The sequence below is a fragment of the uncultured Veillonella sp. genome (assembly GCF_934230905.1).
Lineage (GTDB): Bacteria > Bacillota > Negativicutes > Veillonellales > Veillonellaceae > Veillonella.
The window spans coordinates 1-12,499 of record NZ_CAKQFJ010000001.1; the positions used below are offsets into that span (position 1 = coordinate 1).

The following is a 12,499-nucleotide window of genomic DNA, read 5'->3' on the forward strand; positions in this document are numbered from 1 at the left end:
TTGATAAAACTATGATGGCGCCTAACGTGTTAGAGGAATGCACTCCTCTATACGTTAGGCGTTTATCGTTGTACTATATTGACTCAGTAAAACTTCATCATATCCTAATTGACATAACTCTATAGAATACAGTACAATATCCTTATATCTTAAATATGAGCTATGAATGGGTATAAAGGTTTACAAATCCTGCTTTCAGAGAGTTGCCGGTTGGTGCGAGGCAATAGAGGTTGTACGCTGACACTCTCCCGTGAGCTTTGGTGGCGAATACAGCAGTAGTCATCGACGGTGGTTCCGTTATACCCAAAACGAGTCCCAATTAGGGTGGTACCGTGTTATGAATATAACGCCCCTTTGAGCAACGATTGTTGTTCTGAGGGGCTTTTTTTATACTGTTAAATAATGATAAGAAAAAGGTGGAAATTATGGATCAAAATCGCGTATATTTCTTTGATACAACCCTTCGTGATGGGGAACAAACACCGGGCGTTGCACTTCGCACACCAGAAAAGGTAGAGATTGCGAAAGGTCTCGTACGCCTTGGTATTGATGTTATTGAAGCTGGTTTCCCTGCCGCATCTCCTGGGGATTTTGAAGCGGTGCAAACGATTGCTCGTGAAGTACAGGGTGCTACGATTTGTGGTTTGGCTCGTGCCAATGAAAAGGACGTGCAAAAGGTAGCTGAAGCATTGAAAGATGCTGAACGTAGTCGTTTGCATGTGTTCATCGCTACGTCCGAAATTCACATGAAATACAAATTGAAAATGACACGAGAACAAGTCCTAGAAAAGGTAAAATCCATTTTGGAATTTGCTAAAGGCAAGTTTGATGAAATCGAGTTCTCTGGCGAAGATGCATCTCGTACAGATATGGATTTCTTGTGCGAAGTGTTCGGTGTAGCTATTGCTGGTGGTGCTACTATCCTTAATGTACCAGATACAGTAGGTTACATGATGCCACAAGAGTTCGCATCTAAGATTCGTTACATCAAAGAACATACACCAGGTATTGAAAATGCCATCATTTCCGTTCACTGCCATGATGACCTTGGTCTTGCAAATGCTAACTCCTTGGCTGCTATCGAAGCTGGTGCTCGCCAAGTAGAATGTACAGTTAATGGTCTTGGTGAACGTGCCGGTAACGTGGGTATCGAAGAGGTTGTGATGTCTCTTAAAACACGTCATGACTATTTCCACGACTTACAAGTGAACATCGATACAAAACAATTTACAAAATTGTCTAAATTGGTAAGCCGCTTAACAGGCGTGGCAGTTCCTCCAAATAAAGCTATTGTTGGTTCTAACGCATTTGCTCATGAATCTGGTATTCACCAACATGGTATGATGAGCAACCCTGAAACATATGAAATCATGACGCCTGAATCTGTAGGTGCTGAAAAGACAAGTATCGTCCTTGGTAAACACTCTGGCCGTCATGCCTTCGAAGACCATTTGAAAAACTTGGGATTCCATCAAACTTTCACAGAAGAAAAAATCAATGAATTGTTTGCTAAATTTAAAGATTTGGCAGATAAGAAAAAACATGTATACGATGATGATATCATCGCTATTGTTGTGGAACACATGGATCACAAGAAAGCCTACGAGCTTGTTGCTCAATACTACAAATTGGGTGAAAAAGGTTATGCGTATGCTGATGTTCGCCTCAATACGCCAGAAGGTGAAAGAGCCGATGCTGCGGTAGGCGATGGCCCTGTAGATGCCTCCCTTAAAGCGGTTGAACGTGTGGTGGGCTTGCCAATTAGTTTGAAAGATTATCAAATCCGTGCCATCACAGCCGGCAAGGATGCTCTTGGGGAAGCAACCCTCAAGGTTGAATATAAAGGGCGCATTTACCACGGTCGTGGTATCAGCACCGATATCGTTAAATCAAGTGTAAATGCATATATTAATGCAGTTAATTCTATTTTCCTAGCTATGGAGCTAGAACAACAGGAGGAAGAATAATATTATGGGTATGACCATTACTGAAAAGAACATGGCTCGCCACGCAGGTCTTGATGTGGTAAAACCAGGCCAAATCATTGAGTGTCACTTGGATGCTGTGTTGATGAATGACATCACATTCCCACCAGCGCTTCGTGAATTTAAAAAGATTGAAAAGCCTGTATTTGACCGTCATAAAATCTACTTGGTGCCTGACCATTTCACACCAAATAAAGATATTCAATCTGCTACACAAGCGAAAGTCATGCGCGATTTTGTACGTGAACATGGCATTACAAACTACTTTGAAGTCGGTAGAATGGGTATTGAGCACGTTATTTTGCCAGAAAAAGGCCTTATCGGTCCTGGGGAAATGATGATTGGTGCTGACTCTCACACTTGTACATATGGTGCGGTAAATGCATTCTCCACAGGCGTAGGATCCACGGATGCGGGCGTTGCTATGGCAGAAGGTAAAACTTGGTTCAAAGTACCTGAAACAATTAAGGTTGAACTTATCGGCAAACCTAACAAATGGGTAACTGGTAAAGACGTAATCCTTGATTTAATCGGTAAAATCGGCGTAGACGGCGCTCGTTACATGGCCCTTGAATTCGGTGGTGAAGGCGTACAACATATGACTATGGCTGACCGTTTTACCATCTGTAACATGGCTATCGAAGCGGGCGGTAAATGTGGCGTGTTCCCTTATGATGAAATCACTGAAGCCTATATCAAAGGTCGCGTAAACCGTCCTGTAGAACCTATTAATGCTGACCCTGATGCGGTGTATGCCCAAACAGTGACAATTGACTTGGCTAAATTGCAACCAGTTGTGGCATTCCCTCATTTACCATCCAATACGCATTACATCAATGAAATCGACAAAGATATCAAAATCGATCAAGTTATTATCGGTTCTTGTACAAATGGACGTTATGAGGACTTAGTGGCAGCTGCGGAAATCTTCAAAGGTCGTAAGGTGGCCCCATTCGTTCGTTGTATTGTAATTCCTGGTTCTCAAGATGTATACGACCAAGCGATGAAAGATGGTTTGTTGGATATCTTCATTCAAGCAGATTGTGCTGTATCCACGCCAACATGTGGTCCTTGCCTTGGTGGTTACATGGGTATCATGGCAGCTGGTGAAAGAACTGTTTCTACTACAAATCGTAACTTCCGTGGTCGTATGGGTCACGTTGATTCTGAAGTATATTTGGCAAGCCCTTACGTGGCGGCAGCAAGTGCTGTATTAGGCCGCATTGCAGGCCCTGAGGAGGTTTAATATGGATTTTGAAAGTAAAAAAATCTGGCGCTATGGCGACGATGTAGATACAGACGTAATCATTCCAGCTCGTTACTTAGCGATTGCTGATTGGAACGAATTGGCTGAACATGCGATGGAAGATATTGATACAACCTTCGCTCCTAATGTGAAAGCTGGCGAAATCATGGTAGCTGGCAAAAACTTTGGTTGCGGTTCCTCTCGTGAACACGCACCAGGCGTTATAAAAGCAAAAGGCGTGCCTGTTATTGTAGCACACTCCTTTGCACGTATCTTCTTCCGTAATGCTATCAATATTGGCTTACCAGTTATTGAAATTGGTGATCAAGTAGATCGTATCGATGCAGGCGATGCTATTGGTGTAGACTTGTCCAAAGGCATCGTGTACAACTTGATTAAAAACGAACAATACCAAGGCACTGAGTTGCCACAATTCATTCAAGATATTGCGGCAGCAGGAGGTCTTGTAAACTTTGCGAAACATCGCAAATAAGCACGTAGCCGAGCCTCGGTGATGCTCTGACGCTCCAGCTAGCTGGAGCTTTAGGACTTCACCTTGCCTCGGATGAATGTAGTATATGAGGAAATAAGAATGAGCGAAAAAAATATCGTATTGATTCCTGGTGATGGTATCGGTACTGAAATTATTGCAGCAGCGAAGGCTGTATGTGATGTGGCTTTTGATAAAGCCGGTGTAAAGGTTAATTGGATTGATAAAAAAGCGGGCGGTGCGTCTATTGATGCATATGGTGTGCCTTTGACTGAGGATACTATTGAGGCTTGTAAAAAGGCTGATGCGGTATTGCTTGGTGCTGTAGGTGGTCCTAAATGGGATAATGTAGATCCTTCTATTCGTCCTGAAAAGGCAATTCTTGGCCTTCGAAAGGAGTTAGGTCTGTTCTGTAACTTGCGTCCCGTTAAAATTTATCCATCCTTGCAAGAATATTCTCCACTTAAAAAGGAACTGGTACAAGATGTAGATTTTGTTATCGTTCGTGAGTTAACTGGTGGTATTTATTTTGGTGAACGCGAAGAGGCACAAGGTGAAGGTGCTAATGAGTTTGCTTGGGATAAAGAAACATATAGCCGTTACGAAGTAGAGCGTATCATGGATATTGCTATGGAGACTGCTCGTAAACGCAATAAAAAGGTTGTATCTGTAGATAAAGCTAATGTATTAGCTTCTTCTCGTTTATGGCGTAAAATTGCTCAAGAGAAAGCAACGGCTAACCCAGATATTGCGACTGATTACTTCTATGTAGATAATACAGCGATGCAACTCGTTGTTAATCCTGCACAGTTTGATGTAATCGTTACAACTAACTTATTTGGCGATATCTTGTCCGATGAAGGTGCTGTTATCTCTGGCTCTATTGGGCTTTTACCATCCGCATCTATGGGGACTGGTACAGCATTATATGAACCAATCCACGGTTCTGCACCAGATATTATGGGCCAAAATTTGGCAAATCCATTGGGTACAATCTTGTCCGCTGCTATGATGTGCCGTCACTCCCTTGATTTACCTCAAGTGGCTGACGCTATTGAAAAGGCTGTTGAACAAGTTCTCGTTGATGGTTATCGCACAGGCGATATCTATCGCGACGGTTTAAAACGTGTGGGTACGACAGAAATGGCACAAGCTGTTATTGAACGTTTGTAGTCATGTAAGGCCGTGCATCTTGACTAGTTCTCTGATTTCTGTCATATAGTCAGATGCATGATCCTATATCATGTGCGGTAAAAGAACGCTTACGACATTGCATCGCATTTGGTGAGGTATTTTTTAGTTTGTATTTAGTATAGTTTTAGAATGAGGTGTTTACCATGAAATCAACTATTTACAGAAATCTCACTATTACTGCGTTATTAATGGCTTTAGCAATTATGATACCTATCGTAATGCCATTGAAAGTCGTCATACCACCGGCTTCTTATACAGTGGCCAGCCATGTGCCAATCTTTTTGGCTATGTTTTTATCACGTAAATCGGCGGCTTGTGTAGTTATTGGATCCACGTTAGGATTCTTTGTAGCAGGATTTCCTCTTATTATTGTTATGCGTGCAGCAACACATATCTTTTTTGCTTTGTTCGGCGCTTGGTATCTTAAAAATCACATGGAAGTATTATCAAATGCTCTTTCTTTTTTGACTTTTAACTTTGTGTGCGCTATCATTCATGCTATTGGTGAAGTTGTTGCATGCTTACTATTCTATACAACTACTACATTACCGAATATCGATTTGATGTACGTTGTATTCGTCCTCGTTGGAGGCGGCGCTTTTGTGCATAGTATGGTTGATGGATATATTTCCTTGTATATCTACAAGGCCATACCAAAATCTATCATTGAATAGATTCTGAATTGAGGCATCACTGTAAATAAAATGTGCCCCCATACAGATTAATGTATGGGGGCACATTTTATTATTTATTGTCTGTTAAAGCACTATCGTCAAAAGTGATTTTGCCTAATGTAACATGGTCTGTTGATTTATTGAGACCACGTTTTCCGTATTTGTGATATTCTATTTTTAACTCTTGATTCATGGCGAATTGTAGTTGTTTTAAAATAGTATCAGTAACGTCTTGAGACGTTTCCTTTTTAAAGCGGATACCGTTGAATAACAAAGAATTATCTTTTTCAATAAAATAAATGTTACCAAGACCTTTACCTACAATCAATTGATCTTTATCCTTGTTGAGTTGAGCTGTAGCACTAGATAAGTCTGACTTTTGTTTAGTAAGTACAAAATTTATATCAAATGTAACATCTTTAGGCTTTGCTTCATTAAGGATAAAGGATAGGAAATAACTAGTTGGCATAGGATAACCTTTTTCTGGTTCATAGGTGTAAGCATCTTCGGTGATGAGATAAGAGTCCCCGTTTTCTTGAACGGATAGTTTGTACATTGTCTTATCTCCGTCATAACCAACCCAAGTACCTTCAAATGTATTTTTACCACAACCAGATGTGATTAATAGAGCTATAAGCGCAATTATAAGCAGGCTGAGTTTTAATATATTCTTCATCGTAAACCTCCTTATTGTGCACCATCTAAAATAGAATCATCAAACGAGAAATCAAATTGAATTGTTGGTTTTTGAATTGAATCTTTCATATATTCTTTGTTATTTTCGATGTTACTATTTTTTATAGCATCTTGCATTTTTGGTAAATATGTTTTTACCGAATTATCGTCAGATTGCTTATGGAATACAATATCTTCGATAATTAATGTATCATCTTTTTCATTGTATAAAATAGACATATTTGTGTTGTCTTTATTTAGCGTTATACGATTATTCGACACATTGCCAACTACATTGTATATAACTCCATTCTTTCTCTGTAAAAGATAGTCAGCGTGAACAGGTACTGTTTCTCCAGTTTTTCGAAGCATTCGTGCATCGAAAATTCCGCTTGAGGAGGAATCCATCAAAGCTTTATAGTTATAGTTGGTTAAAGAAACAATAGCTTGTTTATTTAAGCTTTCTACTTTTAACTCAGAGACACCTTTATTTTTATCAAAAGCAATCCAAGTGCCTTCAAACTTGCTAGCATCATTACCAGTGCTACCACATGCTGTGATGAGCATCATCATAAAAGCTAGTAGTAACCCAATTAAAATGTTTCTTTTCATAGTAGTCTCCTTAGGCAGCGTCACCATAGTATTTACGACGTAAATAGAACCAATAACCAGCACCACCTACGATGATGATTACAAGAGCAATCCCTCCATAGAGCAACCAACTATGACTTGGCTTGAAGGTGAAATGGATTTTACTATTTTCAGGGAAGGTTACTGTATTTCCTTTAATGGCACCATCTTGTACGCTCTCTTTAATAATATCGCCATCTACAGTAATATTAGTTTGGCCGGCAGCCGTACCTAAATCTATAATATATGCATCGTCAGCCGTTTTTTGTAAAGCAGGCTCCTTAGATTTTCCTGTAAATTGGCTTGTAATAGCATTACGCATTTGTTCTAATTCAGTGCCATTGGCAAATTTTACTTCTACTTTCCAGACGGGGCGAGATGTTGTGTCTGATTCTTCGACTGTTTGCATTTTTCCTTCTGCATTAGGTGCTTTTAATGTATAGTTTTGTACATTGTTTTTGGTTAATGCATCGGTAATGGTTTTCTTTTCTAATGGACCTGATTGGGAATTTACGGTTGCATCCCAGGTACACCACTACCATCATTTTTAATTGTGATATTTGAGTTAATTGTGGCACACCCAGATAACACTAACATACATAGACTTAGAATCATAAGGCATAATCGTCTCATAATAGTCCTCTCTTTCAAACTACAAAATTTAAACTATCTATAAAATGCTAGTTATGCTATATTGTACATTAATTAGATAAACCTAGGCAATATATGTAGTTGAAAGGAACGATGAAATGTTAATGAAATTTAAACAGTTTGGAATTGTTAAGGGTGTGCTGAGTATTGTAGTAGTGATTGGTATACTTGTAGGTGCTGGATATGGACTGTATTATCAATTTGTGTATAAGCAGTCCCCAGAATATTCTCTTCGAGTAATTTATAAAGCGATTCAGGATGGTGATACAGATACATTTTTTGCGATGGTTGATGGTGAAGGTATTTTACATAAGGTGTTTGATCCGTATATTGAAAAACTGTTGAAAGAATCTGATGGGCGGAATATATCTCAAACTAATTCAAAAGGAGAAACTAAGATTTTGAACCTTGGAGAAGCGTTGCTGTTTACAGCAATTGATAATTATTATTTAGATGTAAAAGAGGTATTACTTAACCAAGATTTAAAAAGTCATATACCACATAGACCTGACCCTAAAGATCCATTTAAAGATAATTTGCAAACGTTAAAAGAGGTAGGCCGATATGAATTAATTTCTATAGAAGAGAAAAATAGGAACAATGGAGTTGTTAATATAGAAATTCGTGCATTGGATACTAAGACTAATGAAACTAAAGTATTTCCGATAGAGATGACTCAAATGGATAATAAGATGTGGCGGATTACCGGCTATGATTATAAGACATATGACTTGCCATATGATGGGTTTGATAGGATTTAATTAGATAGTGTATTTTGTTTTGCGTTACTTGATTGACATTAATAAAATTTAATTGATATACTCTATTTACAGATAACGTCTTAGAGACATTAAAGGACGGAATGTTCGTCTCTCGGTTGTCTCAGTTGACCCCCATACTTTGTATGGGGTTTTCTTATACCGTTCCGAATTATTTACATTGTTTTGCATGCATATGTACTAATAAGAGGTATGGTTTCCTAGTTGACAACCTACCCTTATGGGCCCTATAATTATCTATTATATGAATATTGCGTTGAAAAAGACGGCACGTCTCAGACGGATTTAGTAGAGACTAAACTCATGGGCTGAAAGGTTTGGAAATCTAGAGATGTGCGGATCACTTTGGAGCAAGCAGGAACCCTGCCGGTGAACACCGTTATATGTTTAAGTGGCTTTCACAAAATGAAGCATAGTCATTCGCAGACGCGAGATGGCATCTAGCTTTCACAGAAGGTCAGTAGGGTGGTACCACGGATATTACGTCCGTCCCTTCGGGGGCGGGCGATTTTTTTATGTAAAAGGAGCACATCATGGATTACGGTAAGACGTTACATTTGCCTGAAACAGAATTTCCAATGCGCGGCAATTTGCCTAAGCGCGAACCAGAAATCTTAAAGTTCTGGGAAGACAACAAAATTTATCAAAAACGTTTGGAATTGCGTAAAGACGCAAAACCTTTCATTTTGCATGATGGCCCTCCATATGCGAACGGTAAATTGCATATCGGTCATGCCCTCAACAAAACGTTGAAGGACATCATCATGAAATATAAGACTATGACTGGTCACTATACTCGTTATATTCCTGGTTGGGATACACATGGTTTACCTATTGAACATGCGGTTATTAAAAACACTGGCCTTAACCGTCATGAAATGGCACCATTGGACTTGCGCAACAAATGTAAGGAATATGCATTAGAATGCGTAGAAACTCAAAAACAAGACTTCATTCGTTTTGGTGTATTAGGTGAATGGGATCGTCCTTATTTGACATTGCGTCCAGAGTTCGAAGTAAAACAACTTGGCATCTTCGGCGAAATGGCAAAACGCGGACATATCTACAAAGGTCTTAAAACTGTATACTGGTGTACTCACTGTGAAACTGCATTGGCAGAAGCAGAAATCGAATACGCTGAGAAAAAATCCTTCTCCATTTACGTAAAATTCCCTTACGTATCCGAGAAAAAAGTGACATTGCCAGCTGGCGTAGATCCAAAACAAGCATATGCTGTTATCTGGACAACTACTCCTTGGACAATGCCTGCCAACGTAGCAATTTCCGTCAACCCTGAACTTGAATATGGTTGGGTAAAAGTAGGCGAAGAATATTACTTGATGGCTACTGGGCTTGTTGAAGCAGCTATGAAAGATATCGGTATTGACGATTACGAAATCGTAAATCGCTTCTCTGGTGCAGATTTAGAATTGGCTGAATTCAAACATCCATTTGTTGAACGTAATGCCACAGTATTGTGTGGTGACCATGTAACACTTGAAGCTGGTACTGGTTGCGTACATACAGCTCCTGCACATGGTGAAGACGACTTTAACATCGTTATGCGTTATAACAAGGAAGGCAAAACTGAACTTCCTATCGTATCTCTTGTTAATGAAACTGGTAACTACACGAAACAAGTCGACGACAATCGTTATGGCGATACTGAATTCCCATTGGCTGGCGTAGAAATCCATGATGCAGAAGTGCCTGTTATTAAAATTTTGGCACACAATAATGCATTGCTTCATAAATCTAGCTTGCGTCACCAATACGCTCACTGCTGGCGTTGTAAAAACCCTGTCATCTACCGTGCTACAGAACAATGGTTCTCCTCTGTAGATGGGTACCGTCAACAAGCACTTGATGCTATCGATAATCAAGTACAATGGATTCCTAAATGGGGTCATGATCGTATTTATAACATGGTTCGTGACCGTGGTGACTGGGTAATTTCTCGTCAACGTATTTGGGGCGTGCCAATTCCTATTTACTATTGTGAAAGCTGTGGCGAACATATTATCAACGATGATACTATTAAGGCATTGCAAGAAAAAGTAGCCGTAGAAGGATCCGATGCTTGGTGGGCTCATAGTGCAAAAGAATTATTGCCAGAAGGTTTCACATGTCCTCATTGTGGTCATGATGAGTTCAAAAAAGAAACAGATATCATGGACGTATGGTTTGACTCTGGTTCTTCTTGGTCTGGCGTACTTGAAGTTAACGGCTTAGACGTACCATGTGCGATGTACCTTGAAGGTTCTGACCAACATCGCGGCTGGTTCAACTCTTCCTTGTTAACGGCAGTAGCAACAACTGGTCATGCACCATACAACTCTGTATTGACTCACGGCTTCGTTGTGGACGGCGAAGGTCGCAAAATGTCTAAATCTGTAGGTAATACAGTAGCACCTAGCGACATCATCGATGTATATGGTGCTGATGTTATGCGTTTGTGGGTATCCTCTGCGGATTATCAAGCAGACGTACGTTTGTCCAAAGACATCATAAAACAATTATCTGAAGTATATCGTAAGATCCGTAATACATTCCGTTTCTTGCTTGGTAACTTGGATGACTTCAATCCAAACACCGATAAAGTGGCGTATGCAGATTTGTCCGAATTCGATAAATGGGCCTTGTTGCGCTTAGAAGAAGTACGTCAAAAGGTTACTGATGCATACGAAAACTATGAATTCCACATGTTATATCATGCAATTCATAACTTCTGTACAGTAGACTTGAGCTCCATCTACCTTGATGTAATGAAAGGTACTATGTATACTGAAACCCAAAACAGCGTAGCTCGTCGTTCAGCTCAAACAGCAATGTACGAAATCTTGAAAACATTAGTGGCTATGGTATCCCCAGTACTTTCCTTCACAGCTGAAGAAGTTTGGAAATACATGCCTAAAGAAGACGGCATGCCTGAATCTGTTATGCTTCAAGATTGGCCACAAGGTCATCCTGAACACTTCAACCAAGCTTTGGCTGATAAATGGAACCAATTGTTAGACTTGCGTACATCCGTACAAAAAGCATTGGAACTTGCTCGTCAAAACAAAACAATCGGTCACCCATTGGATGCATCCGTTACAGTATATGCTGAAGGCGCTGCATTCGACGCATTGAACGCTCTTGGTGAAGAAAGCTTAGCTAAACTTGTTATCGTATCCGAAGCTCACATCGTTAATGGCACTGCACCAGCAGAGGCTGTAAAAGACGAAGAAACAGGCGTAGCTACAGTAGTTGCTCCATCTAAATTTAAAAAATGTGAACGCTGCTGGTGCCACCTTGATACAGTAGGTCAAGATAGCGAATACCCTACACTTTGCCATTGCTGTGCAGAAGCAGTGAAAGCTCTATAATAGCGACTTATTTTAACACAATATAAAAAATATCCCCTCCGATAAGCTCCACCGGCTTTAACGACCTAGCGGTCTAGCCAAAGTCACTTCTCGAAGGGGATATTTTTATTAGTCCCAAAACTACGTTCTCTATTATAGGACCTTTCGTGGGGAAGGCCAAAAGTCGCCTTCTAAAGGGGCCATTTTTCTGTATTTCAATCAATCTGTGGTATTATTAATTGTTGTATGGAGATTGTAGAACATAGATATAATCAATTAGTAGAACCAGAGTTTGGCATGGATCGGGCACATGTGATTGGCCAATTGATACAAGAACGAGCAAAAAATTAAGAATTTTTTTAGATTTATGAATTCATTGCATACTACCGTTTTCCTTGAATATATGATGATAATTGTTATCGTCTGTTTTTCCTCATGAAACCTTTATGTGTAAAAATCTACTCGTTTCATGTTAAGATTAACAAACTTGTTTATGATATTTATAGTTAGTTTAGTAAATGAGTATATGAGAAGGAGGAATATGCAATGGTAGTAACAATCATTAAAGCTGTTATGACTGCTCTTACTGGTTTGGTAAACGCATTATTGCCTTTATTTAAATAATAAAGTCTACAAAACCCTCATAAACCCTCAAAGTTTAAGTATATATACTTAGCTTTGAGGGTTTTTCTTTATGTCTATTTTTTGTATATTAGCATGTAAAAACATACAATTTTAATGTTTAAACGATATTTATTATTGGTTTAAATATAAGTACTTTTATTGATTATATCTAAAAATATACATATAATAAAAATGAATTATAGA

11 protein-coding genes and 1 other annotated feature are annotated in these 12,499 nt (G+C 39.3%); of the genes, 7 read left to right on the forward strand and 4 right to left on the reverse strand.

The genetic code is table 11. The features are described from left to right. Positions 1–153: 153 nt before the first annotated feature. Positions 154–357 (forward strand) — a binding site (T-box leader). 59 nt (positions 358–416) lie between these two features. The 5 genes from Q0E20_RS00005 to Q0E20_RS00025 all read left to right on the forward strand — a co-directional run bounded on the left by Q0E20_RS00005 (position 417) and on the right by Q0E20_RS00025 (position 5,589). After that, positions 417–1,967 carry a 2-isopropylmalate synthase gene (locus tag Q0E20_RS00005; RefSeq protein WP_295994468.1) on the forward strand — a complete coding sequence of 517 codons (1,551 nt, stop codon included), beginning with the start codon at positions 417–419 and terminating at the stop codon, positions 1,965–1,967. A gap of 4 nt (positions 1,968–1,971) precedes the next feature. Beyond that, the gene (gene leuC / locus Q0E20_RS00010) at positions 1,972–3,231 is read left to right on the forward strand and encodes a 3-isopropylmalate dehydratase large subunit (RefSeq protein ID WP_295994471.1); all 1,260 of its coding nucleotides are present in this window, start codon (positions 1,972–1,974) and stop codon (positions 3,229–3,231) included. Between the two features lies 1 nt (position 3,232). Beyond that, entirely contained in the window at positions 3,233–3,724 is a 492-nt protein-coding gene (locus Q0E20_RS00015; RefSeq protein ID WP_295994473.1) for a 3-isopropylmalate dehydratase small subunit, read from the forward strand. Between the two features lie 99 nt (positions 3,725–3,823). Further along, positions 3,824–4,894 carry a 3-isopropylmalate dehydrogenase gene (leuB, locus tag Q0E20_RS00020; protein WP_295994476.1) on the forward strand — a complete coding sequence of 357 codons (1,071 nt, stop codon included), beginning with the start codon at positions 3,824–3,826 and terminating at the stop codon, positions 4,892–4,894. 164 nt (positions 4,895–5,058) lie between these two features. Then, the gene (locus Q0E20_RS00025; protein ID WP_295994478.1) at positions 5,059–5,589 is read left to right on the forward strand and encodes a hypothetical protein; all 531 of its coding nucleotides are present in this window, start codon (positions 5,059–5,061) and stop codon (positions 5,587–5,589) included. 70 nt (positions 5,590–5,659) lie between these two features. Here the strand turns inward: Q0E20_RS00025 and Q0E20_RS00030 are convergent, their stop codons facing one another. The 4 genes from Q0E20_RS00030 to Q0E20_RS00045 all read right to left on the reverse strand — a co-directional run bounded on the left by Q0E20_RS00030 (position 5,660) and on the right by Q0E20_RS00045 (position 7,527). Next, on the reverse strand, positions 5,660–6,265 hold the full coding sequence (locus Q0E20_RS00030) for a hypothetical protein (RefSeq protein ID WP_295994481.1): 606 nt from the start codon (positions 6,263–6,265) through the stop codon (positions 5,660–5,662). 11 nt (positions 6,266–6,276) lie between these two features. Next, positions 6,277–6,876 (reverse strand): hypothetical protein, encoded by a 600-nt coding sequence (locus Q0E20_RS00035; RefSeq protein WP_295994484.1) that lies wholly within the window; start codon positions 6,874–6,876, stop codon positions 6,277–6,279. Positions 6,877–6,886: 10 nt separating this feature from the next. Next, the gene (locus tag Q0E20_RS00040) at positions 6,887–7,303 is read right to left on the reverse strand and encodes a hypothetical protein (RefSeq protein ID WP_295994487.1); all 417 of its coding nucleotides are present in this window, start codon (positions 7,301–7,303) and stop codon (positions 6,887–6,889) included. A 101-nt stretch (positions 7,304–7,404) separates the two neighbouring features. Further along, positions 7,405–7,527: a hypothetical protein gene (locus Q0E20_RS00045; protein ID WP_295994490.1), complete on the reverse strand. Its 123-nt coding sequence runs from the start codon at positions 7,525–7,527 to the stop codon at positions 7,405–7,407. Between the two features lie 122 nt (positions 7,528–7,649). On the opposite strand from Q0E20_RS00045, the gene Q0E20_RS00050 reads away from it, so the two are divergent. Both Q0E20_RS00050 and ileS read left to right on the forward strand, forming a co-directional pair. Next, positions 7,650–8,306: a hypothetical protein gene (locus Q0E20_RS00050; RefSeq protein WP_295994493.1), complete on the forward strand. Its 657-nt coding sequence runs from the start codon at positions 7,650–7,652 to the stop codon at positions 8,304–8,306. A 551-nt stretch (positions 8,307–8,857) separates the two neighbouring features. After that, positions 8,858–11,692 carry an isoleucine--tRNA ligase gene (gene ileS / locus Q0E20_RS00055; RefSeq protein ID WP_295994496.1) on the forward strand — a complete coding sequence of 945 codons (2,835 nt, stop codon included), beginning with the start codon at positions 8,858–8,860 and terminating at the stop codon, positions 11,690–11,692. The last annotated feature ends 807 nt before the right edge of the window (positions 11,693–12,499 follow it).